Origin of the sequence: Micromonospora sp. WMMD558 (assembly GCF_049315255.1) — a bacterium.
Taxonomy (GTDB): domain Bacteria; phylum Actinomycetota; class Actinomycetes; order Mycobacteriales; family Micromonosporaceae; genus Micromonospora.
The window spans coordinates 3,341,271-3,364,254 of sequence record NZ_CP186061.1 but is presented as its reverse complement, the minus strand read 5'-3'; the positions used below and the strand labels follow the sequence as shown (position 1 = coordinate 3,364,254).

Genomic DNA, 22,984 nt, shown 5'->3' with positions numbered 1-22,984 from the left:
CCCGACGACGATGACCCGCGGCGGCCGCCGCTCCGCCATGACCCGTGCCATTCGGCGGCTGATCGGAGATCCGGCAGCCGCCCGGTTCGCGGTGCTGCTGCTCGTGCTGGGAATCCTCGCGCCGGTCGCGCTGCTGGCACCCCGGCCGGACCTGGCGGACCTGCCGGGGCACGCCGACCGACTCGGCGCGTACGCCCCGGTGGCGGCCGTCGTCGGCGGCGCGCTGCTGCTCGTGGCGCTGGTCCCCCGCACCTTCATCACGCTGGCGTCCGGAGCGCTGTTCGGCGCCCTTGAAGGGGCCGCGTACGCGCTCGGCGCGGCGCTGCTGGCGGCGGCCATCGGGTTCACCGTGGGCCGGGTGCTCGGGCGGGAGTTCGTCGCCGAGCGGGTCCGTGGCCGACTGGCCCGCCTGGACGGCTGGTTCGCCCGGCAGAGCGTGCTCGGCGTGATCACCGTCCGGCTGCTGCCGATCGCCGGCTTCGGCCTGGTCAGCTACGGCTACGGCACCACCGGTGCCCGGGTCCTGCCGTTCCTGGCCGGCAGCCTGCTCGCGTCAGCGCCGACCGCCTTCGGGTACGCCGCCGTCGGCGCGGCGGTCACCTCGCCCGGCGAGGTCAACTGGTTCGCCGCCGCCCCCGCCGGCCTCGGCGTGATCGCCAGCGCGGTTCTCATCCACCGCTGGTGGCGCGCCGAACGCCTCCGCCGCCTCGGGCCCACCTGACATCACCCCCGGGCCGCCAAGATCCGCACAACTTCGGGCAAATAGCGGCCTCCGCTCGCCTTGGAGGCCGCTATTTCCCCGAAGTTGTCACCTCGTCCCGGCGGGGCGGGTGGCCCGGGGGGTCAGGACGAGGGGGTGACCAGGCCGGCGTCGTAGGCGGCGATCACCAGGTGCACGCGGTCCCTCGCACCGAGCTTCGTGAACAGCCGCGCCACGTGCGACTTCGCGGTGGCCGCGCTGATCACCAGCTCGGCGGCGATCTCGGCGTTGGACAGCCCTCGGCCCACGAGCGTGAGGACCTCGCGTTCCCGATCAGTGACGCCGTCCAGGCCACGGCGGGCGGCGGCCGGGGCGGGCCGGCGGGCGAACTCGGCGATCAGCCGGCGGGTCACGGCGGGCGCGATCAGCGCGTCACCGGCGGCGACCACGCGGACCGCGGCGAGGATCTCGTCCACCGCCACGTCCTTGACCAGGAATCCGCTCGCCCCGGCGCGCAGCGCGGCGTGCACGTGCTCGTCGTCGTCGAAGGTGGTGAGCACCAGCACCCGTGCGGGCCCGCCCTGTGCGGTGATCGCGCGGGTGGCGGCGATGCCGTCCGTGCCGGGCATCCGCAGGTCCATCAGCACCACCTCCGGGGCCGCGTCGCGGGCCAGCCGGACGGCGTCGGTGCCGTTGCCGGCCTCGCCGACCACGACCAGGTCGGGTGTGTCGGCGATCAGCACCCGCAGGCCGGCGCGGACCAGTGGCTGGTCGTCGACCAGCAGCACTCGTATGCTCACCGCTCCCCCGTCCCGGGCCGCGATCCCACCGGCTCGCCGGCCGTCGGTGGCACCGGCAGCCACGCGGCCACCCGGAAGCCGCCCTCCGGTCGCGGGCCGGCGCGGAACCGCCCGCCGGCCATGGCGACCCGCTCCCGCATGCCGACAAGCCCGTGCCCCGCACCGCCGACCGCGCCGCCCCGGCCGTCGTCGACGACCTCCACCGCAAGCTCGTCCGGGCCGTGGGTGACGGTGACCCGGCACCGATCGGTGCCCGCGTGTCGTACCACGTTGGTGAGCGCCTCCTGGACGATCCGGAACGCGGCGAGGTCGAGGTCGGCCGGGACGGGCCGCCGCTCGCCGCGCTGCCGTGCCTCGACCCGGACCCCGGCGTCGGCGGCGGCCGTCACCAGGCGGTCGAGATCGGCCAGCCCGGGCGTCGGGTCCAGCGGGGCCGACTCCGCCTCCGGGCGGCGCAGCGCCCGGAGCGTACGCCGGAGGCCGGCCAGCGTCTCCCGGCTGGTCTCCTCGATGGTGGTGAGGGCGGCCCGCGCCTGCGCCGGCTGGCTGTCGATCACTCGCGCCCCCATGCCGGCCTGGATAGCGATCACCCCGATGCTGTGCGCGACCTGGTCGTGCAGTTCGCGCGCGATGCGCAGCCGCTCGGCGGTGACCGCCTCGGCGGCCTCGTGTTCGCGTAGCACCTCGGTGTGCCGGCGGCGGGTCCGGATCGAGTCGCCGACCGTCCACACGGTCACCACCGCCAGCGCGGAGAGGGTGGCCCGGCTCAACGGGTCCACGGGCGGGTTCACGAAGCCGGCCGCGACCTGCACTGCGAGCACGACGACCGCGGCCGGCGCCGAGACGCGCCGGGAGCGGTGCGCCGCGACCAGCCCGACCACCAGGTCGATGCCCAGGAACTGGGCGTACCAGATGTCGCGCAGGTAGCCGTTCTCCGGGACGTTGACGGTCACGGTGACCAGGCACGCCGCGACCAGCATCAGCCCCAGGGCGAGCAGCGGGCGGCGGCGCAGCAGGCCGGCGGGCAGGGCCAGGACCAGCAGCGGCAGCAGGTAGCGCTCGGGGATCCACCAGTCGCCGAGCCCGAAGCCGGCCCGGCTGGACGCCGCGGCCGGGGCGAGCAGCACGGCGCCGGGGAGCAACGCGACGCCGACCCAGGGCAGCACCGTGCGCGCCCGCGAGGAGGCCCGGCGGGGCGGCGGCAGGGTGGCGTCCATGCGGACACGGTAGCCAGCCGGCCCGGGACCGGGCATCGGCCAACGGACGTACGCCCCGGGGCGGGTACGGGGCCGCCGGATGTGGCCGCCGGCGCGACGCCGGCGCGGCCTCGGCCCGGCAGCGTGGGTCAAATGATCGAACTCCACGCCCTGACCAAACGGTACGGCCCGGCCACGGCCGTCGACGACCTGACCCTCACGGTGCGGCCCGGCCACGTCACCGGGTTCCTCGGCCCGAACGGGGCCGGCAAGTCCACCACGCTGCGGATGATCCTCGGTCTCACCCGGCCGACCAGCGGCACCGCCACTGTGGCCGGCGTCCGGTTCGCCGACCGGCCGCGCGGGCTGCGGCACGCCGGCGCCCTGCTGGACGCGGGTGACGTGCACGGCGGGCGGTCCGCCGTCGCCCACCTGACCGCGCTGGCCCGCGGCAACGGCATCGGTCGCGCCCGAGTCGACGAGGGGCTGCGGGAGGTCGGGCTGGTCGACGTCGCGCGACGCCGGATCGCCGGGTTCTCCCTGGGTATGCGGCAACGGCTCGGCATCGCCGCCGCACTGCTCGGCGACCCGCCGGTGCTGCTCTTCGACGAGCCGTTCAACGGCCTCGACCCGGAGGGGGTCCGCTGGGTGCGTGACCTGTTCCGGCGGCTGGCCCGCGAGGGGCGCACGGTGTTCGTCTCCAGCCATCTGATGAGCGAGATGGAGAACTGCGCGGACCGGCTGGTGGTGATCGGCCGGGGCCGGTTGATCGCCGAGCAGAGCCTCGCCGAGTTCGCCGCCCGCGGCACCCCGATCAGCGTGGCCGTCCGTACGCCCGAGGCGGCGGCGCTGGCCGCGGTGCTGGCGGACGAGGGCGGCGCCGTGCGCCCGGACGACGCCGGGACGCTGGTAGTGACCGGTCTGACCGCCGAGCGGATCGGCGACCTGGCGCTCGCCCACCGCATCCCGCTGCACGAGCTGACCACCCGGACCGCCTCCCTTGAGGAGGCGTTCATGGAACTCACCGCCGCCAGCGTCGAGTACACCGGAGGGACGACCCGATGACCACCCTGACGCCGCTGCCCACCCGTGCACCGGTGACCGACGCGCCGGCCCGGTTCCGCGACCTGCTCGCCGCCGAGTGGATCAAGCTGTGGTCGCTCCGCTCGACCCGGTGGACGCTGCCGCTGGTGTTCCTCTTCGTCGTCGGGGTGAGCGTGCACGCCAGCCTCGCCGACTACCGGAACTGGCCGAGGTACCCGGACGGGACGCGGGAGATGTTCCACCTGTACGGGCCGGCGCGGGACGCCTTCCCCGAGGCCGGTTACCTGCTGCTGATGCTCGCCGCCGCCAGCGTCGGCGCACTGACCGTCGTCGGCGAGTACCAGAGCGGGCTGATCCGGGCCACGTTCGCCGCCGTTCCCGCCCGCCGGTCGGTGGTGGCCGCGAAGGCGGCCGTGCTGACCGCGGTGATGCTCGTGCTGGGCCTGGTCACCGCGGCGACCTCGTTCTGGGTGTCCCAGGCGATCTTGTCCGGGCGGGACGCCGGCTGGTCGATCGGCGATCCGGGGGTGGCACGGGCGGTCCTGGGAAGTGCCCTGCTGGTACCGGTCTGCGCGCTGATCGGGATGGGGCTGGGCGCAGTGATCCGGCACGCCGCCGGGGCCGTCGTGGCGGCCACCGCGGTGCTCGTGCTGCTGCCACTGGTGGTGGACAGCGACAAGCACCGGTGGATCGCCGAACTCCGGCACGTGCTGCCCGTCCCGGCCTGGCAACGGCTGCTCGAGGTGCACCCGGACGTCCTGAACCCGGACCGGTTCCCGGCCACCGTCACCGGCTCCTGGCTCGCGTTCGCCGGCTGGTCACTGGCCGCGACGCTGGTCGCCGCGGCCGTCGTCCACCGTCGGGACCCGTAGCCGCCACCGGCAGGGCCGTCGCTGGCCGGGCAGGCGCTGCCCGGCCGGCGACGGCGCCGGGCAGGGCCTCGTGCGGAAGACGCAGCGGCCCTGCCCGGCGGCGGGTCACGCCACGACCGAGACCATCCGCCCGGGGACCACGATGACCTTGCGCGGCTCCCTGCCGCCCAGGGACGCGGCGACCGCCGCCAGGGCCGCGGCCCGCACCGACTCCTCGTCGGCGTCGGCGGGGACCTCGACCCGGCCGCGCACCTTCCCGTTGACCTGCACCGGGTACGTCACCGTCTCGGCCACCAGCAGGGCCGGGTCGGCGACCGGGAAGTCCGCGTACGTCAGCGACGTGTCGTGGCCCAGCCGGCGCCACAGCTCCTCGGCGACGTGCGGGGCGAACGGCGCCAGCATCAGCACCAGCGGCTCGGCCACCTCGCGCGGGGTCTCCGACAGCCGGGTCAGCCCGTTGGTCAGCTCGATCAGCTTGGCGATCGCGGTGTTGAACCGGATGCCCTCCATGTCGCCGCGGACCCCGTCGATCACCTTGTGCAGCAGCCGGCGGGTGGCCTCGTCGGCCGGGGCGTCGGTGACCCGCAGCGCGCCGGTCTGCTCGTCGACGACCGCCCGCCACACCCGCTGCAGGAACCGGAACGAGCCGACCACCGCCCGGGTCTCCCACGGGCGGGACACCTCCAGCGGGCCCATCGACATCTCGTACACCCGGAAGGTGTCCGCGCCGTACGCCGCGCACATCTCGTCCGGCGTCACCACGTTCTTCAGGGACTTGCCCATCTTGCCGTACTCGCGGTCGACCTGGACGTCGCCCAGGTAGAAGCCGCCGTCACGCTCGACGACCTCCTCCGCCGGCACGTACGCGCCCCGGGCGTCGGTGTACGCGTACGCCTGGATGTAGCCCTGGTTGAACAGCTTGCGGAACGGCTCGAAGCTCGACACGTGGCCCAGGTCGTACAGCACCTTGTGCCAGAAGCGGGCGTACAGCAGGTGCAGCACGGCGTGCTCGGCGCCGCCGACGTACAGGTCGGTACCGCCGCAGTCGCCCTCGCCGCGCGGACCCATCCAGTAGCGCTCGTTGTCCGGGTCGACGAACCGGTCGGGGTTGGTCGGGTCCAGGTAGCGCAGCTCGTACCAGCAGGAGCCGGCCCACTGCGGCATCACGTTGGTCTCGCGGGTGTAGCGCTTCGGCCCGTCACCCAGGTCCAGCTCGACCTCGACCCAGTCGCGCCGCCGCGACAGCGGCGTCTCCGGATTCGACTGGGCGTCCTCCGGGTCGAAGGTACGCGGCGAGAAGTCCTCCACCTCGGGCAGCTCGACCGGCAGCATCTCCTCCGGCAGCGCGATGGCGGCGCCGGTCTCGTCGTACACGATCGGGAACGGCTCACCCCAGTAGCGCTGGCGGCTGAACAGCCAGTCCCGCAGCCGGTAGGTCACCGCGCCCTGGCCGTGGCCGTTCGCCTCCAGCCACGCGATGATCCGCGCCTTGGCGTCGACGACCCCCAGGCCGTTCAGGTCCAGGCCGCGGTCGGGCGCGGCGCTGTTGATCGCCGGCCCGTCCCCGGTGTACGCCTTGCCGTCGAAGCCCTCCGCGGGCTGCACGGTGCGGACGATCGGCAGGTCGAACACCTCGGCGAAGGCCCAGTCCCGCTCGTCCTGCGCGGGCACCGCCATGATGGCGCCGGTGCCGTAGCCGGCCAGCACGTAGTCGGCGATGAAGATCGGGATCCGCGCGTCGTTGACCGGGTTCGTGGCGTACGCGCCGATGAAGACGCCGGTCTTCTCCTTGGTCTCGGCCTGCCGCTCGACGTCGGTCTTGGCCGCGGCCGCCTTGCGGTAGGCCTCCACCGCCGCCCGAGGGCTGGCGTGCCCGCCGGTCCAGGCGTCCTTCGTCCCCTCCGGCCACGCCGCCGGCACCAGCGCGTCGACCAGGTCGTGCTCCGGCGCCAGCACCATGTACGTCGCGCCGAAGACGGTGTCCGGTCGGGTGGTGAAGACGCGGATCGGCTCGGCGGTGGTCGGGAAGTCGATGTGCGCGCCGGTGGAGCGGCCGATCCAGTTGCGCTGCATCATCTTGATCGGCTCGGGCCAGTCCAGCGTGTCCAGGTCGTCCAGCAGCCGGTCGCCGTACGCGGTGATCCGCATCATCCACTGCTTCAGGTTGCGCTTGAAGACCGGGAAGTTGCCCCGCTCGGAGCGGCCGTCGGCGGTGACCTCCTCGTTGGCCAGCACGGTGCCCAGCCCGGGGCACCAGTTGACCGGGGCCTCCGAGACGTACGCCAGCCGGTGGTCGTCGACGATCCCGCGGCGCTCGGCCCCGGTCAGCTCGGCCCACGGGCGGCCGTCCGGCGTGCGCCGGGTCCCGCCGGAGAACTCCGCGATCAGCTCGGCGATCGGGCGGGCCCGCTCCGCCTCGGCGTCGTACCAGGAGTTGTAGATCTGCAGGAAGATCCACTGGGTCCAGCGGTAGAAGTCGGTGTCGATGGTGGCCACCGAGCGGCGCTCGTCGTGGGCCAGGCCCAGCCGGCGCAGCTGGGCCTTGTACCGGGCGATGTTCGCCTCGGTGGTGGTGCGCGGGTGGGTGCCGGTCTGCACCGCGTACTGCTCGGCGGGCAGACCGAACGCGTCGAAGCCCATGGCGTGCAGCACGTTGCGGCCGGCCATCCGCTGGTAGCGCGCGAAGCAGTCGGTGCCGATGTAGCCCAGCGGGTGGCCGACGTGCAGGCCGGCGCCCGACGGGTACGGGAACATGTCCAGGACGTACAGCTTCTCCGCCCCCGCCCGCGGATGGCCCGGGTCGGCCAGCGGGCCGGTCGGGTTGGGGGCGTGGAAGGTGCCCTCCCGCTCCCAGATGTCCTGCCAGCGGTGCTCGATCTCGTCGGCCAGGGCCGCGGTGTACCGGAACGGGGGGATGTCGCTGGCCGGTGCGGCTGCCTCAGTCATGGCTCTCCTCGCTTCGTTCGGCGCGGGTCGTCTCGTGCGGTCTCGGTCGGTGCTCGCCGCCCGCCTGACGGAACCGGGCCGACGACGGGCACGAAAAAGCCCCTCGCGCAGGAGGGGCCGCCGTGCTGTCGCGCGTTCAGCGCATCAGCACGGCCCGGTAAGAAGCAGGAAGACTCCGGCCATGTTCCGCAGTGTACCCCCGACGGTGACCCGGAGCGTGCCCGAGGCCACCGGGCGGGCCGGGACGGCGTCAACCGCCGCCCTCCGGCCGTTCCCCACCGGGTACCCGCCCCGCGAGTTCGTCGTACCGGGTGCTGTCGGCCAGCGGGCTGCGCGCCCGGTACGCGGCGCGGGCCAGTGCGTACCCGCCGACCGGCGCGGAGACGAGCTGCAACCCGACGGCGACCAGCACCACCACGGCCGTCCGGACGCCCGGCATCAGCAGCAGCACCGCCAGCAGGACGCAGATCAGACCCAGGCTGCCGGCCTTGGCGACGGCGTTCATCCGGTTGTAGACGTCCGGCAGCCGGATCAGCCCGAGGGCGCTGACCGCGATCAGCCCGGTGCCCACGACGAGCAGCGCCGACGCGACCACGGTGCGGATCACGGCCGCCGCCGGTGCACCAGCCGCGCCAGCGCGACCGTGGCCAGGAAGCTGACCAGGGTGCCGGTGAGGACCACATCCAGCAGGTCCGGCGACTCCAGCCGGACGGCCAGCACGGCCACCGCCGCCAGGAACACGAAGAACCCGTAGTCGAGCGCCGCCGCCCGGTCGGCGTCGGTCGGGCCGACGACCACCCGCCCGACGACCACGATCATCGACAGGGCGAGCACGACGAGCACCGCGTCGAGCAGGAACATCCGTCACCTCCGTCCTTCGGTACCGGCCCGACCCACCGGGGTGGCCCCGGCGACCGGGCGGGCGGCCGCCAGCAGCCGCTCCTCCAGCTCCGCCAGCGTGCGGCGGAACGCCTCCGCGTCCGCCGCGTACATGCCGTGCACCCACATCACCCGCGGGTCGCGGCGCACCGCCAGGGTGAGGGTGCCCGGGGTCAGCGTCACGCAGAGGGCGACCAGGGCCACCTCGGTGTCCGTCCGGGACCGCAGCGGTACGCGGACCACGGCCGGCTGAAGCCCCGAGCCCGGCGTGAGGATCTCCCGGGCCACCACCAGGTTCGCCACCACCAGCCGGGCCACGAACCAGGCCAGGAACCGGGCGATCCGCGCCGCCCGCACCACCACCCGCCGTGGCGCCGCCCCGGTCACCGTCCGCTCACCGCCCGCAGGTACCCGGCGGGCTCGAGCAGCCCCGCCGCGGCGGCGTCCGCCACCTGCAGGAGCGGCCCGCCGAGCGGCCCGAGGAGCAGGGCGCACGCGCCAAGCGCCAGGGGCGGCCCGACCAGCGCCGGCCCGGCGCGGGTGGGGCGCTGCGGGGCCGCCCGCGCGGGAGCCTCGCCCCAGAAGACGGCCCCCCAGATCTTCAGCATCGACAGCAGCGTCACCAGGCTGACCAGCACCGCCACGGTCATCGAGAGCCAGTCGCCGACGTCGCCGGCGGCCCGCAGCACCAGGAACTTGGCGAGGAAGCCCCCGAACGGCGGCAGGCCGGCCAGGGACAGGGCCGCTGCGCCGAAGGCCAGGGCGAGCACCGGGCAGGCCCGGGCCAGCCCGCCCAGCTGGCTCAACCGGTCCGTGCCGCGGACGGTCCGGACGGCCGCCGCGCACAGGAACAGCGCCGCCTTCACCAGCACGTACTGGGCCAGGTAGAAGACGGCGGCGGCGAGACTGGCGGCGGTGAACAGGGCGAGTCCGAGCAGCACGTACCCGACCTGACTCACCATGTGGAACGACAGCACCCGGCGCATCGAGCCGGCGCCCACCGCACCGAGCACGCCGACCACCATGGATGCCAGCGCCACGGCCACCAGCAGCGGGTGGTACGCGGGGTCGCCCCCGTACAGCACGGCGTAGACCCGGATGACCGCGTACAACCCGACCTTGGTGAGCAGGCCGGAGAAGAGCGCGACGACGACCGGCGACGCGACCGGATAGGCGCGGGGCAGCCAGTCGTGCAGGGGCACGAGCGCGCTCTTGAGCGCGAACGCCAGCAGGACCAGGCCGCCGGCGACCGCCACCGCCGGGACGTCCCGGGCCGCCCCGGCGAGGTCGGCGAGCCCGACCGTCCCGGTGATCCCGTAGATCAGCCCGACGCCGGTCAGCAGGAGCGTGGACCCCAGCAGGTTCGTGGCGACGTACACCCGCCCGGCGCCGGCGCGGCCCGGGCCGCCGGACAGGGCCAGCAGGACGTACGACGGGACGAGCATGACCTCGACCAGCACGAACAGGTTGAACAGGTCGGTGGTGAGCAACGCACCGTACGCGCCGGCCGACAGCACCAGCGCCAGCGGCAGGAACGCCCGCCGGCGGTCCTCACCCGTTGCCGCGGCCGCCACCAGACAGGCCAGCACCACGGTCGCCGTCACCATGACCAGCAGCGCGCTCAGCGGGTCGGCCGCCAGGGTGATCGCGACGACGGCCGGCCAGTCCCCGACCCGGACCACCGGCACCTCCCCGCCCCGGCCCGCCGCCAGCAGGGCACCGCCCACCGCGAGGACCGCCGCCGTGGCGACGAGCGCCACGGCCCGCCGCAGCACCGGCCGGCCCGGCAGGGCGAGCAGCGCCCCGGCGGCGAGCAGCGGCCCCACCAGGGGAACCACCAGCAGGGCGCTCACCGGGCGGCCCCGTTCCGGTCGTCCGGCGGCCGGCTTCCCCGTCGAGGTGCACGGCGCAGCAGGCGCAGCAGGTGGATGGTGATGCCGAAGGTGATCACGATCGCGGTCAGCATGAAGGCCTGGGGCAGCGGATCGGCGCTCGCCGGCCCGGCGCCGTCGACGGCGTCCTCCCGCCGGCGCAGGCCGCCGGCCGCCAGCAGGAGCACGTTCACGGCGTGGCCCAGCAGGACGAACCCGAGCACCAGCCGCAGCTGCCCGGGCCGCAGCAGCAGGAACACGCCGGCCGCCACCAGCACGCCGACGATCAACGGCCCGCTCACGGGACGCGCTCCCGGACCGGGCCGGGCGCGGGACCGGCCGGCGCGGTGTCCAACCGGCGGACCGCCGCCACGATCAGGGCCAGCACCACCAGGTACACGCCCAGGTCGAACACGAGCGACGAGGTGACCGTGGTGAGGCCGGGCACGGTGACCTTGACCGGGGTGAGGAGGGCCCGGCCGGCGGCCACCGGCGCCACGCCCGCGGCGAGCGCCAGCAGCAGACCGGCGGTCAGCAGCGGCACCGTCCGGAGACGGCCGAGCAGCGGCGCTCCGACGGGATGGGCCAGGTGGCCGAGACCGACGGCCGTGCCGGCGATCAGCGCACCGATGAAGCCACCGCCGGTCTCCTCGTGACCGCGCAGGAACAGCAGCACGGACACGGCGAGCATGACCGGGGCCAGCACGCGGTACGCCAGACCCAGCACCGGGTCGACCGCGTACCGCACGGCCCGGCCCGGGCGCCGTCCGGTCCGGTCCCGCCGGGCGCGGGTCGGCCCGCCGGGACCGGCTGCCGTAGGAGCACCGGGCCCGGCCGCGGTGGGGCGGGGTGGGGTGCCGCGACCGGCGCCCCGGGCCAGCGCGACCAGGCCGAGGGCGACCACTGCCAGCACGACCGCCTCGCCGAGCGTGTCGAGGGCCCGGAAGTCGACGAGGATGGTGTTCACGACGTTGTCCCCGCCGGTGGCCGGCTCCGCCTCCCGCAGGTACCACTCGCCCGCCGGGGACAACTCGCGGCGGCCGGTCAGCGCCGTCGCCGCCGTCGCCGCCGCCCCGGTGAGCACCGCCAGCGCGGCCCCGCCGGCGATCCCCGGCCGCCGGCCCGGCGCGACCATCCGGCTGGGCCGGTCCCGAAGGGCGAGCATGACCACCACCGCGGTGAGTACCTCGACCAGCATCAGGGTGAGTGCGACGTCCGGCGCGCCGGTGGTGAGGAACCAGGCCGACAGGATCAGGCCGACCACCCCGGTCAGCGCGACCGCGGCGAGCGCGGAGCGGGTCGTGAGCAGGCCGGCGAGAGTGACCACCAGCAGCCCGAGCACGAGCCAGTCCCCGCCGCGGGTGGAGTCGTCCCGCGGGGCGGGCAGCGGGCCGAGCAGCACCACGGCGACCGCCGCGAGCACCACCACGGCGAGCAGCGGCCGGGCCAGGTACGGCGCCGGATCGGCGGCCCGGGCGGGCCGGCCCACGACCGCCCCGAGGTGCAGCAGCGCGTCGCGCCCCCGCTCCAGGTGACCGGCGAACGGCGGCCCCGTCGGGAGGGCGTCGACCGCCCGGCCGGTCCGGCGCCGGTACACGAACAGCAGCGTCCCGAGCACGACGGTGAGCGCGGAGAGGCCGAGCGCGGGCGTGAAGCCGTGCCAGAAGGCCAGGTTGGGCGGCTGCCCCTGGGGCCGGGCGTCGGTGGCCGCCCGCTCCACCAACGGGCTGAGCTCGGCGACGGCCGGGCCGAGGGCGGTGGCGATGACGGCGGCGACGGCCGCCGGGGCGAGGAAGGACCACGCCGGCTCGTACAGCTTGCGCTGCCGGCTCGGGCCGGCGGCGATCCCGTGGACCAGCCGCGCCGTGTACGCGAAGGTGAGCACCGAGGCGAGCACCGCCAGACCGGCCGCGGACCACCCGAGCCAGGGCACGCCGTGCACCTCGCCCAGCGCCTCGAAGATCGCCTCCTTGCCGACGAAGCCGATCGTCGGCGGCAGTCCGGCGATCGACAACGCGGCCAGCCCGGTGAACGCCACCGTCATCGGCATCTCCCGCCACAGCCCGGACAGTTCCCGGAGGTTCCGGCTGCCGGCCTCGTGGTCGATGATGCCCACCAGCATGAACAGCGTGGCCTTGAACAGGGCGTGAGCGATCGTGTAGAGGATCGCCGCCGCGTCCGACGCGGGAGTCCCGACGCCGATCACCCCGACCAGCAGGCCGAGCTGGCTCACCGTCGAGTACGCCAGCAACGCCTTGAGATCCTGCTGGCGCAGCGCCAGCAACGCGCCGACGACGGCGGTGAGCAGCCCGACGCCGATCAACGCGAGGTCCCACGCCCACCGGCCACCGAACAGCGCCGAGAAACGCATCAACAGGTAGATGCCGGCCTTCACCATCGTGGCCGCGTGCAGGTAGGCGCTGACCGGGGTGATCGCCACCATCGCGCCGGGCAGCCAGAAGTGGAACGGCACCTGCGCCGACTTCGTGAACGCGGCGACGACGACCAGGGCGCCCGCCGCCCAGGCGGGTCCGGCCGCCAGGACGCCCGGGTCGCTCAGGATCCGCCCGAGGTCGGTGGTGCCGAGACTCCCGGCGAGCACCACCACCGCCGCCAGCAGCGCCAGGCCACCGGCCGAGGTGACCAGGAGAGCCCGGACCGCGGGCCCGCGAGCCGTCGACCGGCCGTCCTGCCCGATGAGAACGAACGACAGGACGCTGGTCAGCTCCCAGAACACGAACAGCACGAGCAGGTCGTCGGCGAGGACCAGGCCCAGCATCGCCCCGGCGAACAGGGTCATCGTGACGTACACCCGGGTGTGCCGGCCGTGCGCGCTGAGGTAGCGCGGGCAGTAGGCCATGATGAACGCGCCCACGCCCAGCACCAGCAGGGCGAAGACGAGGCTGAGCGCGTCCATGCGCAGGGCGGCGGACACCCCCAGCGACGGCAGCCACGGCCAGGAGACGGCGACCGCCCGGTCGTCGAGGACGACCGGGAGCCGGGTGAGCAGCAGACCGGCCCCGGCCAGGTAGCCGGCCGCCAGCACGAAGCCGGCGTCCCGCCCCAGGCGCCGGGTCAGCGCCGGCGCGGCGGCGGCGAGGAGGACCTGCCACCCGAGGACCGCCACGAGGATCATGGCGCCCCGGCGGCACCGGGGCGTCCGTTCGACGCCCCCGAGGTCAGGGCTGCCGCACCGGCACCGGACCCCATCAGATGGCGGGCAGCACGTGGCCGAGAGCGACCGGCACCGCCGTCCCGTCCATGATCCTCCCTCGCGCCGGAGGCAGCGCGACTACCCAGGGTCAGCACCTTCACACCTCACGACCGGGCGAATATTCGGGGCGTAAGCGACGGACTACCTGCGGCGGTCGGCGAAGCCGACAAACATGGCTAGCCTGAGAGGCCAATGAGTTTTTTGCGGCAGACGAGGCTCGCTCGCGCGAACCGATCAGCGGGTCCAGGTGCTCTATACAGAGCTGCCGTCCAGGCGACGAGGAGGAGGCCCGTGACACAACAGACCTGGGACGAGGTGGGCGGTCTGCTGCCGCACGACGAGTTCCGCGCCGCCAGTGACGCCATCGTGGCGAACATCGAACAGGTCATCGAGGGCAAGACGGCCACCGTCCGGCTCGCGCTCGCGGTCCTGCTCGCCGAGGGCCACCTCCTCATCGAGGACGTGCCCGGCGTCGGCAAGACCAAGCTGGCCAAGGCCCTCGCGCGGTCCATCGACTGCACGGTCCGCCGCATCCAGTTCACCCCCGACCTGCTGCCCAGCGACGTGACCGGCGTCAGCGTCTACAACCAGGACACGCACGACTTCGAGTTCCGCCCCGGGGCCGTCTTCGCCAACCTGGTCGTCGGCGACGAGATCAACCGGGCCTCGCCGAAGACGCAGTCCGCGCTGCTGGAGTGCATGGAGGAGCGGCAGGTCACCGTCGACGGGGTGACCTACCAGCTCCAGACGCCGTTCATGGTCATCGCCACCCAGAACCCGATCGAGATGGAGGGCACGTACCCGCTGCCCGAGGCCCAGCGCGACCGGTTCACCGCCCGCATCGCGATGGGGTACCCGGACGCCGGCGCCGAACTGGCGATGCTCGACGGGCACGGCGCGACCGACCCGTTGCAGGCCCTGCGGCCGGTCTCCGACGCCAACACCGTACGGCGGCTCATCGCGCACGTCCGGCAGGTGCACGTCGCCGACGCCGTCAAGCAGTACGCGGTCGACCTGGTCACCGCCACCCGGGAGGCGCCCGACCTGCGCCTCGGCGCGTCGCCCCGGGCCACCCTCCAGCTGCTGCGCACCGCCCGCGCCGTCGCCGCGCTCGAGGGCCGCGACTACGTCCTCCCCGACGACCTGCAGGTGCTGGCCGTGCCCGTCCTGGCGCACCGGATCATCCCGACCGCCGACGCGCAGCTAGCCCGGCGTACCACCGACGCGGTCGTCTCCGACCTGGTGCACCGACTGCCGCTGCCGCACGAGCGCCGCCGCTCGCCGTACGACACCCGGCCCGCCACCGGCAACGGTCGCGCCCCGTACGAGCCGCGGAGGCCGTGACGTGCGTGACGGGCTGCGCGGGCTGACCACCCGCGGCCGTTCCTTCCTCGCCGCGGCCATCGCCGCGGCGATCTCGGCCGCGATCCTCGGCGAGAAGGACCTGCTGCGGGTGGCCGTGCTGCTCGGCGTCCTGCCGCTGCTCGCCGCGCTCTACGTCGGTCGCAGCCGCTACAAGCTGGCCTGCCACCGCTCGCTGGACCCGCACCGGGTGCCGGTCGGGGCCAGCTCCCGGGTGGTGCTGCGCCTGCAGAACCTGTCCCGCCTGCCCACCGGCACGCTGCTGTTGGAGGACCGGCTGCCGTACGCGCTGGGCAGCCGTCCCCGGGTGGTGCTCGACCGGCTCGGCCCGCACCAGGCCAGCTCGGTGGCGTACACCGTGCGGGCCGACGTGCGCGGGCGCTACGACGTCGGCCCGCTGGTGGTCCGGATGACCGACCCGTTCGGCCTGTGCGAGCTGACCCGGGCCTTCCCCAGCACCGACCGGCTGACGGTCATCCCGCAGGTCCACCCGCTGCCGACGGTCCGGCTCCCCGGCGAGTACGCGGGCAGCGGTGACAGCCGCGCCCGGTCGGTGGCGGTGCACGGCGAGGACGACGCGGCGACCCGGGAGTACCGGGTGGGCGACGACCTGCGGCGCGTGCACTGGAAGTCGACCGCGCGCACCGGCGAGCTGATGGTGCGCCGCGAGGAGCAGCCCTGGGAGAGCCGCGCCACCGTCCTGCTGGACACCCGGGCGTACGGGCACCGCGGCGACGGGCCCACCGCCAGCTTCGAGTGGGCGGTCTCCGCCGCCGCGAGCATCGCCGTGCACCTGCGGCACGGCGGCTACAAGCTGCGGCTGGTCACCGGCTCCGGCGTCGACGTCGACGCGACGGAGCTGGCCGGTGACGGCGTTCTCCTCGACCACCTCGCGGAGGTCCGCCTCGACCAGCGGGTGGAGATCACCACGCTGGTGCAGCGGGTCCGGCAACGCTCCGACGGCGGCCTGATCATCGGCCTGTTCGGGACGCTGAGCACCGCCGAGGCCGAGCTGCTGGCCGGGCTGCGCGGCAACGGCGCCACCTGCGTCGCGTTCCTGCTGGACAGCTCCACCTGGCTCAACCTGCCGGCCAAGGCGCGGGCCGAGGCCGACCAGGCGCACGGCACCGCCGCCCTCGCGCTGCTGCAGAGCGGGTGGCGGGTGATCGGCGTCGACCACGGCACCCGGCTGCCGGTGCTGTGGCCGCAGGCCGCGCGGGGCTCACAGGGCTTCGCCGTCCGGGCGGCGCTGGCCGAGACGGTCGCCGGCGGCATGCGATGAACGGAAGGCTCCCCTCATGATCGCCCACCGGAACCTGGGCCTGGTCGCGGCCGCCGCGACGCTGCTCGCCGCGGCGCCGCTGTCGGCCATCTTCGACCGCTGGACGTGGCTGATCCAGTCCACCATCGCGGTCGCCGTGGTGGCCGCGGCCGCGGCGCTGACCCGGCTGGGCCGGGTGCCGCTGTGGGGGCAGGTGCTCGGCATGGTGGCGGGTCTGACGCTCGGCCTGACCTGGCTCTTCCCGTCCGGCTCGGAACTGCTCGGCATCGTGCCCACCCCGGCCACCTTCGGTCACTTCGGCTCCCTGGCCCAGGCGTCGATGGAGGACATGCGCTCGTACGGCGTGAAGGTGCCGGACACCGACCCGCTGCTGTTCGTCACGGTGCTCGGCATCGGCGGGGTGGCCGTGCTGGTCGACCTGGTGGCGGTCGGGATGCGGCGGCCGGCGCTGGCCGGCCTGCCGATGTTGGCGGTGTACTCGGTGCCGGTGGCGGTCTACGTGGACAGCGTCCCCCCGGTGCCGTTCGTCATCGGCGCGGCCGGGTTCCTGTGGCTGCTGGTCACCGACAACGTCGACAAGGTCCGCCGGTTCGGCCGCCGGTTCACCGGCGACGGCCGGGGCGTGGACGTGTGGGAGGCCTCTCCGCTGGCGTCCGCGGGTCGCCGGCTCGCGGCGGTGGGGGTGGCGGTCGCCGTCGCGCTGCCGCTGGCCGTGCCGGGGATGACCGGTGGCCTGCTGGACACGATCGGCTCCGGCACGGGTGACGGCACCGGCCGGCCCGGCCTGGGCGGCGCGCCCGGCCGGGTCGACCTCTTCGCGGCGCTGAGCGGTCGGCTCAACGACCGTGAGGTCGCCGACATGGTAAAGGTCACCACGAACGAGCCGGCGCCCTTCTACCTGCGCTTCGGCGCCGCCGACGAGCTGCGCTCGGACGGTTTCCGGGTCCGCAACCCCAGCGGCCGTCCGGTGACCCGCGAGCTGCCCGGTCCGCAGGAGCCGGACCGGGCCGGGATGGTGCGCAACCGCTACCGCGCCACGGTGGAGGTGACCAGGAACCTCGAGATGCCGTACCTCCCGGTGTACGGCGAGCCGCTGCGCACCGAGGAGCTCAACGGCAACTGGTCCTACGACACGAACCTCCAGGTGGTCTTCTCCAACCGGGAGACGTCGCGGGAGAAGCGCTACGCGTTCGAGTACGTCCGGACGACCTTCACCCCGGCGGCGCTTCGGCGGGCGCCGGCTCTCCCGGCCGACCACACCCTGCGCCGGCAGATGCTCACCCCGCGGGTGCCCGAGGTGGAGACCCTGGTCGGCACCCTCATCAAGGGCAGGACCACCGAGTACGACAAGGTCCGCGCGATCTACGACCACTTCTCCGCGGACAACGGGTTCAGCTACGCCCTGAGCACCGAGGGCGGCACCAGCGGCCAGGACATCGTCAACTTCCTCACCAACAAGGTCGGCTTCTGCCAGCAGTACGCCGCCGCGATGGCGTGGCTGGTCCGCGCCGCCGGCGTGCCGGCGCGGGTGGCGTTCGGCTTCACCAACGGCGCCAACTCCGGCGACGGCACGTACACCCTGACCAACCGGAACCTGCACGCGTGGACCGAGGTCTACTTCGTCGGGTTCGGCTGGGTACCGTTCGACGCCACCCCCGCGTACGGCGTGCAGGGTGCCGCCCGGTCGGCCTGGGCGCCGGACACCGACGCCCCGGAGCAGACCACCCCGGAGCCGGGCACGTCGGCCGGGCCGGCGGGGCCGGAGGCCACGCCCGGCGTGGAGCGCCGCACCGACGGGCAGGAGGACCCGTCCTCGGGGCTGCCGGCCGACTCGGGCACGCCGACCAGCAGTGTGCCGGTGTGGCTGTGGTGGGTCGCCGGGGTGCTGGCCCTGCTCGTGCTGCTCGCCGTCCCGGCGTTGCGGCGGCTCGCCCTGCGCCGGCGACGCAGCGGCGGCCGGGCACCCGCACCGGTCCCGGAGGCCGCCGAGCCGGACACCGCCGAAGTGCCGGCCGGCGGGCGGCGGATGGTGGTCCTGGCCGACGCCGACCGGGCGCGGGCCGACGCGCACGCCGCCTGGGACGAACTGCTCGACACGCTGGTGGACTTCCGCGTCCGGGTCGACCGGGCGGAGACCCCCCGGGCCACCGCCGACCGGATCGCCCGGGAGACCCTCGCCGAGGACACCGACGCGACGACGGCGGTACGCCTGCTCGGCCGCGCCGAGGAGCGGGCCCGGTACGCCCGGGACCCGCTCACCGGGGAGCCGCTGCTGCCGGCGCTGCGCCGGGTCCGTGGCGCGCTCGCCGCGCGGGCCGACCGTCGCACCCGCCTGGTGGCGGCGGTCCTCCCCCCGTCGGTGCTGCTGCGCTGGCGTGCCGCCACGGCGGACGGGTCGGCCCGGCTGGTGGCGTCGTACGGACGGCTCCGGTACGCGGCCCTGCGCTGGAGTCCCCGACGACTGCTCGCCAACCGCCTCGCCCGCTGACCGTCGTGGCGGCGCCGCCACGACGGCCGGTCGGGGTGTCCGCCCGCCTTCGTGAAGATCGTGCTCGAACAGGGAAGTAGTGGCCTCATTGACGCCGCGAGGCCACTACTTCCTGGTTCGAGCACGATCTTGGGGGGTGTCGCGGGGCGTGACGAGGCGAGGGCTCGGTGCGGTCGTCGGGGCGCACGGAAGCGCGAAGCGTCGCCGGAGCCGCGACGACGCGCTTGCCCCGGCGGCGGGCCGGTCGGTCAGCTGAGGGTCAGCGGTGCCCCTCCGGGCGCTGCCGCCACCGGTCCTCCATCCGGTCCAGGATCGACGGACGCCGACCTGTCCGCCCGCGGGGCCGGCGACGAGTGGTCGTCCCGCCCACGACGTGCAGGTCCGGTGACTGCGCCCGCCGATGCGACTGCACCGCGAACGCGGCCGAGGCCAGCATGACGACGAAACCCGCCACCGACACCAGCGCGGTGGTGATCACCACGCCGTAGACCAACAGGGCCAGGCCGACGATGATCGCGACGGCAGCGACGAGCAGGCGACGCCGCGCGTGGAAACGCGGGTCGCTGGCGCGCACGGCCGAGGCGAATTTGGGGTCCTCGGCAAGCGACCGCTCGATCTGCTCGAACAGCCGCTGCTCGTGCTCCGAGAGCGGCACGGCACTCCTCCCCGGTCACGTGGGTCGGCCCGGTCGGGCCGACAGACCGTGGCAGCCAACCGGCTGCTTACCCGCAAGTCTACGAGGGGCCCCGCGCGTCGGAAAGCGGGACGACCTATGGCCGGCGCGGATTTTCGTCGGGGCGTGGATCTCGGACCCGGAGCAGACTGGCCGGACCTATGACGGACCGCCCGAAACGGGCAGCGGCGGCGTCGGCGGCAGCTTCCGCCTCCCGCCAGCCGCGCTCAGGAGCGCCGAGCGCGAGCTGGCGCGGCGTCTCCCGGGCCCCCGAGAGCCCCTCGGCCCGGACGCCGACCAGGCGGATCGGCTCACCCGGGTCGAGGGCCGTGAACAGCGCCCACGCCGTGTCGAACATCTCCCTACCGACATCGGTCGGCACATCGAGGGTGCGGGAGCGGCTGACGGTGCGGAAGTCGGCCAGGCGCACCTTCAGCGCCACCGTCCGCCCGACCTGGCCGGAGCGGCGCAGGCGGGCGCCCACCTTCTCGGCCAGGCCGAGCAGGGCACGGCGGATCTCCTCCGGGTCGGCCACGTCGACGTCGAACGTCACCTCCGCGCCGATCGACTTCTCCGCGTGCTCCGGGGTGACCCGGCGGGGGTCGCGCCCCCACGCCAGGTCGTGCAGGTGGCGGGCGGCGGCGTCGCCGAGCGCCTGGCGGAGCATGCCGTACGGCGCCTGCGCCAGCTCGCCGACCGTGGTCAGGCCGAGCCGGCGCAGCGTCTCGGCGGAGCGCTCCCCGACGCCCCACAGCGCCGACACCGGCAGCGGGTGCAGGAAGTCGAGCACCCGGGTGGCCGGGACGACCAGGAGGCCGTCGGGCTTGGCCCGGGTCGACCCCAGCTTGGCGACGAACTTGCTGGACGCCACCCCCACCGAGCAGGTGAGCTCCTGCTCGCGCGCCACCCGCTCGCGGATCAACCGGGCGATCTCGGCCGGCGGGCCGAACAGCCGCCGGGCGCCGGCCACGTCGAGGAACGCCTCGTCCAGGGAGAGCGGCTCGACCAGCGGGGTGACATCCCGGAAGATCCGCATGACCGCCCGGGAGGCCGTCGAGTAGGCGCTGAAGTCGGGCGGCAGGAACACCGCCCGCGGGCAGAGCGCGCGGGCCCGCATGGTGGGCATGGCGCTGCGGACGCCGTACCGCCGGGCCTCGTAGCTGGCGGAGCTGACCACGCCGCGGGGGCCGACCCCGCCGACCACGACCGGCCGGCCGCGCAGCTCCGGCCGGCGGCGCACCTCGACGGAGGCGAAGAACGCGTCCATGTCGACGTGCAGCACCGGACAGCCGGAATCGTCGGCGTCCGGCCCGAAGCGCGGATCGCCGCCCCGGGGCAACGACTGGCTGCGGCCCATGCCGGAAGGCTAGCGGCCGGGCCCGACGAAACGCCGGGTCAGCCCCGCACCACCAGCAGCGGGATGGTCATCTCGGCCGCCGTGTCCGCCCCGTGGTACGCCACCAGCCGGCTCGCCATCGGCGGCTCGGAGCGGGTGGCGAGGACGGCGTACGTGTCGTTGCACACGACCACCACGTCCCCGATCCGGCTCAGGTGCTCCTCGGGCACCGGGCCGAACCAGCCGGCGGCGACCGCCTCCTCCCGGGTGCGCACCCGGGCCGCGGGCCCCAGCACCGCCGACCAGCTCGCCACCACGTCGTCCCGGGCGCCGGGCCCGACGTGCAGGTAGCGGACGCGGGGTTCGCCCGCGACCACGGCCACGCCGGCGCGCAGGCGCGGATCGGTGTCCAGGTCGAACCGGTGACCGGCCGGGACGTCGAGCTGCCCGTGGTCGGCGGTGACCAGCAGCGCGGCGTCCGGCGGCAGCCCGTCCACGAGGCGGGCCAGCAGCCGGTCCACGTCGGCGGCCGCGATCCGCCACGGCACCGAGTCGACCCCGCTGAGGTGGCCGTGCCGGTCCAGGTCGGGGTGGTAGCCGGAGACCAGGGTCGGCCCCGGCCCGGCGCTCAGCGCGGCGAGCATCTCCCGGCCCAGCGCGTCGACACCCGCCGCGCCCCGGTAGTCGCCGCCGCGGTTGGCCGCCACCGTCAGCCCGCTGCCACCGAACTCCGGCCGGCTCACCACCGTCACCTGCACACCGGCGGCCCGCGCCCGCTCCAGCTGGGTCGGGACCGGCTGCCAGCGCAGCGGCTCCGGGTCGCCGGCCCACTCGACGTGGTTGAGCACCCGGTCGGTGCCGGGAACCCGCAGGGTGAAGCCGAGCACGCCGTGCGCGCCGGGAGCGGCCCCGGTGCCCAGGGTCACCAGGCTGGTCGGGGTGGTGGACGGGAAGGCGGAGGTGAGCGGCCGGCCGACGGTGGCGGCGAGACCGGCCAGCGTCGGCGCGTACGGCGCGGCGGTCGGGATCTGGTACCACCCGAGGCCGTCGACGAGCAGCACGGCGATCCGGCGGACGCCGGCCAGCGTCGTGGTCAGGTCGAGCGCGTCGGTGGCGCCGGGCACCCCGAGCACCGCGAGCGCGGCGGGGAGGACGTCGGCGAGGCTCGCCGCGCCGTACCGGGGGGCGACGGTCTCCAGCGGACCGGGCGACCCGTCCGGCCCACGCCCGTCCGACGAGGTCGGACCGGTCATGCCGGGCGGCGGGCGAACAGGTGCAGCTGCGCGGCGAGGTCCCGCCAGGGCGTCCGGGCGGCGAGCGCCCGCTCCAGCTCCAGCAGGGCGGTCGGCTGGCCGTCGGCGACCACGGCGGGGAGCAGGTCGGCGAGGACGCGTACGCCGTGGACCTCCTCCACCGTCAGCCCGGCGGCGGCCAGCAGCGCGGCGGCGCTCTCGGCGTCGTAGCGGCGGCGCAGGGTGTCGCGTGGCCCGGCGCTGCCGATGGGGTCGGCGGCCAGCGCGGCGGCGACGTCCAGGTGCCCGTTCATCGCCCGGCCGAGCACGGCGGCGGCCCGCCCGGCGACCAGCACGCTCGCGGCGCCGCCCGGGCGGAGGGCGGCGGCCAGCGCGGCGACCACCGGCTCCGGGTCGTCGACCACCTCGAGGACGGCGTGGCAGAGCACCAGGTCCACACTGGCCGGCTCGACGAGCCCGGCGAGCGCGTCCCCGTCCCCCTGCACCGCGCGGACCCGCGCGGCGACCCCGGCCTCGGCGGCGCGGCGGGTCAACGCGGCGAGCGCGTCGGGACTGGCATCGACGACGGTCACCCGGTGGCCGGCCTGGGCCAGCGGCACGGCGAACCCGCCGGTGCCGCCCCCCACGTCGAGGACGGTCAGGTCGGTGTCACCGCGGCGGTCCAGCTCGGCGCGCAGCACCGACCAGATCACGGCGGTACGGGGGGTCAGCGGCGGCCCGGCGAGCCGGCCTCGGGTGTGCTCCACCCCGACGAGCCTAGTCACCCGGTCCAGCTCGGCCGGGGACGCAGCGGTCAGGCCTCGCCTCCGCCGGCGGCGGTGTCCTCCTCGTGGCGGGAGCGCACGGAGTTGGCGACGGGCCCGTCGGTGACCTCGTACTCGCGGATCTCCATGTGGTGCGCGGGCACCCAGCCGGCGCCCAGCCGGGTCCGTCGGGCGTTGGCAACTCCACCGCTGTTGGCGCGATACCCCGTCATCGGTACGTTCCCCTCGTGACGCGCGGGCCACTCTGCCCGCGCGGGCAGGAGTCTCCCGCCGTCGCGGGCGGAAAACCGTAACCTGAATCACT

At 75.1% G+C, this 22,984-nt stretch carries 20 protein-coding genes; 6 read left to right on the top strand and 14 right to left on the bottom strand.

What is annotated here, in order from left to right:
* Positions 1–10 precede the first annotated feature (10 nt).
* Positions 11–721 carry a TVP38/TMEM64 family protein gene (locus tag ACN26Y_RS16370; RefSeq protein ID WP_155334114.1) on the top strand — a complete coding sequence of 237 codons (711 nt, stop codon included), beginning with the start codon at positions 11–13 and terminating at the stop codon, positions 719–721.
* Positions 722–843: 122 nt separating this feature from the next.
* On the opposite strand, the gene ACN26Y_RS16365 is transcribed toward ACN26Y_RS16370, so the two are convergent.
* Positions 844–1,500 (bottom strand): response regulator, encoded by a 657-nt coding sequence (locus tag ACN26Y_RS16365; RefSeq protein ID WP_155331102.1) that lies wholly within the window; start codon positions 1,498–1,500, stop codon positions 844–846.
* Positions 1,497–2,717, bottom strand: a complete 1,221-nt coding sequence (locus ACN26Y_RS16360) for a sensor histidine kinase (protein WP_422732968.1) — start codon at positions 2,715–2,717, stop codon at positions 1,497–1,499. Before ACN26Y_RS16360 ends, ACN26Y_RS16365 begins: the two co-directional genes overlap by 4 nt.
* 132 nt (positions 2,718–2,849) lie before the next feature.
* Here ACN26Y_RS16360 and ACN26Y_RS16355 point away from each other — a divergent pair, with 132 nt between their 5' ends.
* On the top strand, positions 2,850–3,761 hold the full coding sequence (locus ACN26Y_RS16355) for an ABC transporter ATP-binding protein (RefSeq protein WP_155331100.1): 912 nt from the start codon (positions 2,850–2,852) through the stop codon (positions 3,759–3,761).
* On the top strand, positions 3,758–4,612 hold the full coding sequence (locus tag ACN26Y_RS16350; protein WP_155331099.1) for an ABC transporter permease subunit: 855 nt from the start codon (positions 3,758–3,760) through the stop codon (positions 4,610–4,612). Before ACN26Y_RS16355 ends, ACN26Y_RS16350 begins: the two co-directional genes overlap by 4 nt.
* A gap of 105 nt (positions 4,613–4,717) precedes the next feature.
* Here ACN26Y_RS16350 and leuS read toward each other — a convergent pair whose 3' ends face one another.
* The 7 genes from leuS to mbhE form a co-directional block, all read right to left on the bottom strand.
* Entirely contained in the window at positions 4,718–7,558 is a 2,841-nt protein-coding gene (gene leuS / locus ACN26Y_RS16345; protein WP_155331098.1) for a leucine--tRNA ligase, read from the bottom strand.
* A 250-nt stretch (positions 7,559–7,808) separates the two neighbouring features.
* Positions 7,809–8,165, bottom strand: a complete 357-nt coding sequence (mnhG, locus tag ACN26Y_RS16340; RefSeq protein ID WP_155331097.1) for a monovalent cation/H(+) antiporter subunit G — start codon at positions 8,163–8,165, stop codon at positions 7,809–7,811.
* Positions 8,162–8,419: a monovalent cation/H+ antiporter complex subunit F gene (locus ACN26Y_RS16335; protein WP_155331096.1), complete on the bottom strand. Its 258-nt coding sequence runs from the start codon at positions 8,417–8,419 to the stop codon at positions 8,162–8,164. The genes mnhG and ACN26Y_RS16335 overlap by 4 nt, the downstream gene beginning before the upstream one ends.
* Positions 8,420–8,422: 3 nt before the next feature.
* A complete protein-coding gene (locus ACN26Y_RS16330) occupies positions 8,423–8,824 on the bottom strand; it encodes a Na+/H+ antiporter subunit E (protein ID WP_155331095.1) in 402 nt (133 codons plus the stop codon).
* On the bottom strand, positions 8,821–10,290 hold the full coding sequence (locus tag ACN26Y_RS16325; protein ID WP_422732967.1) for a proton-conducting transporter membrane subunit: 1,470 nt from the start codon (positions 10,288–10,290) through the stop codon (positions 8,821–8,823). Before ACN26Y_RS16325 ends, ACN26Y_RS16330 begins: the two co-directional genes overlap by 4 nt.
* Positions 10,287–10,610: a sodium:proton antiporter gene (locus tag ACN26Y_RS16320; protein ID WP_155331093.1), complete on the bottom strand. Its 324-nt coding sequence runs from the start codon at positions 10,608–10,610 to the stop codon at positions 10,287–10,289. Before ACN26Y_RS16320 ends, ACN26Y_RS16325 begins: the two co-directional genes overlap by 4 nt.
* On the bottom strand, positions 10,607–13,444 hold the full coding sequence (mbhE, locus tag ACN26Y_RS16315) for a hydrogen gas-evolving membrane-bound hydrogenase subunit E (protein ID WP_422732966.1): 2,838 nt from the start codon (positions 13,442–13,444) through the stop codon (positions 10,607–10,609). The genes ACN26Y_RS16320 and mbhE overlap by 4 nt, the downstream gene beginning before the upstream one ends.
* A 369-nt stretch (positions 13,445–13,813) precedes the next feature.
* Between mbhE and ACN26Y_RS16310 the strand changes: the two genes are divergently transcribed.
* From ACN26Y_RS16310 to ACN26Y_RS16300, 3 genes are read left to right on the top strand one after another with little or no spacing between them, the layout of a single operon-like run.
* Positions 13,814–14,866 (top strand): AAA family ATPase, encoded by a 1,053-nt coding sequence (locus ACN26Y_RS16310; protein WP_155331091.1) that lies wholly within the window; start codon positions 13,814–13,816, stop codon positions 14,864–14,866.
* A 1-nt stretch (position 14,867) separates the two neighbouring features.
* Positions 14,868–16,166, top strand: coding sequence for a DUF58 domain-containing protein (locus ACN26Y_RS16305; RefSeq protein WP_155331090.1), 1,299 nt, complete (start codon positions 14,868–14,870; stop codon positions 16,164–16,166).
* Positions 16,167–16,182: 16 nt separating this feature from the next.
* Complete coding sequence (locus ACN26Y_RS16300; protein ID WP_155331089.1) at positions 16,183–18,654, top strand: transglutaminase TgpA family protein; 2,472 nt, start codon at positions 16,183–16,185, stop codon at positions 18,652–18,654.
* A 259-nt stretch (positions 18,655–18,913) separates the two neighbouring features.
* Here the strand turns inward: ACN26Y_RS16300 and ACN26Y_RS16295 are convergent, their stop codons facing one another.
* From ACN26Y_RS16295 to ACN26Y_RS16275, 5 genes are all read right to left on the bottom strand, one after another.
* Positions 18,914–19,309, bottom strand: coding sequence for a DUF3040 domain-containing protein (locus tag ACN26Y_RS16295; RefSeq protein WP_155331088.1), 396 nt, complete (start codon positions 19,307–19,309; stop codon positions 18,914–18,916).
* 115 nt (positions 19,310–19,424) lie between these two features.
* Complete coding sequence (locus tag ACN26Y_RS16290) at positions 19,425–20,684, bottom strand: DNA polymerase IV (RefSeq protein WP_155331087.1); 1,260 nt, start codon at positions 20,682–20,684, stop codon at positions 19,425–19,427.
* A 38-nt stretch (positions 20,685–20,722) separates the two neighbouring features.
* Positions 20,723–21,916, bottom strand: a complete 1,194-nt coding sequence (locus tag ACN26Y_RS16285; protein WP_155331086.1) for an alkaline phosphatase family protein — start codon at positions 21,914–21,916, stop codon at positions 20,723–20,725.
* Complete coding sequence (locus ACN26Y_RS16280; protein ID WP_155331085.1) at positions 21,913–22,680, bottom strand: methyltransferase domain-containing protein; 768 nt, start codon at positions 22,678–22,680, stop codon at positions 21,913–21,915. The genes ACN26Y_RS16285 and ACN26Y_RS16280 overlap by 4 nt, the downstream gene beginning before the upstream one ends.
* A 29-nt stretch (positions 22,681–22,709) precedes the next feature.
* Positions 22,710–22,892, bottom strand: coding sequence for a hypothetical protein (locus ACN26Y_RS16275; protein WP_155331084.1), 183 nt, complete (start codon positions 22,890–22,892; stop codon positions 22,710–22,712).
* Positions 22,893–22,984: the final 92 nt, after the last annotated feature.

Excerpts from the sequence above, each read along its gene's own strand:
- ACN26Y_RS16370 (WP_155334114.1), top strand. The coding sequence starts at position 11 with ATGACCCGCGGCGGCCGCCGCTCCGCCATGACCCGTGCCATTCGGCGG.
- ACN26Y_RS16360 (WP_422732968.1), bottom strand. The coding sequence starts at position 2,717 with ATGGACGCCACCCTGCCGCCGCCCCGCCGGGCCTCCTCGCGGGCGCGC.
- ACN26Y_RS16355 (WP_155331100.1), top strand. The coding sequence starts at position 2,850 with ATGATCGAACTCCACGCCCTGACCAAACGGTACGGCCCGGCCACGGCC.
- ACN26Y_RS16350 (WP_155331099.1), top strand. The coding sequence starts at position 3,758 with ATGACCACCCTGACGCCGCTGCCCACCCGTGCACCGGTGACCGACGCG.
- leuS (WP_155331098.1), bottom strand. The coding sequence starts at position 7,558 with ATGACTGAGGCAGCCGCACCGGCCAGCGACATCCCCCCGTTCCGGTAC.
- ACN26Y_RS16335 (WP_155331096.1), bottom strand. The coding sequence starts at position 8,419 with ATGTTCCTGCTCGACGCGGTGCTCGTCGTGCTCGCCCTGTCGATGATC.
- mbhE (WP_422732966.1), bottom strand. The coding sequence starts at position 13,444 with ATGATCCTCGTGGCGGTCCTCGGGTGGCAGGTCCTCCTCGCCGCCGCC.
- ACN26Y_RS16300 (WP_155331089.1), top strand. The coding sequence starts at position 16,183 with ATGATCGCCCACCGGAACCTGGGCCTGGTCGCGGCCGCCGCGACGCTG.
- ACN26Y_RS16290 (WP_155331087.1), bottom strand. The coding sequence starts at position 20,684 with ATGGGCCGCAGCCAGTCGTTGCCCCGGGGCGGCGATCCGCGCTTCGGG.
- ACN26Y_RS16285 (WP_155331086.1), bottom strand. The coding sequence starts at position 21,916 with ATGACCGGTCCGACCTCGTCGGACGGGCGTGGGCCGGACGGGTCGCCC.
- ACN26Y_RS16275 (WP_155331084.1), bottom strand. The coding sequence starts at position 22,892 with ATGACGGGGTATCGCGCCAACAGCGGTGGAGTTGCCAACGCCCGACGG.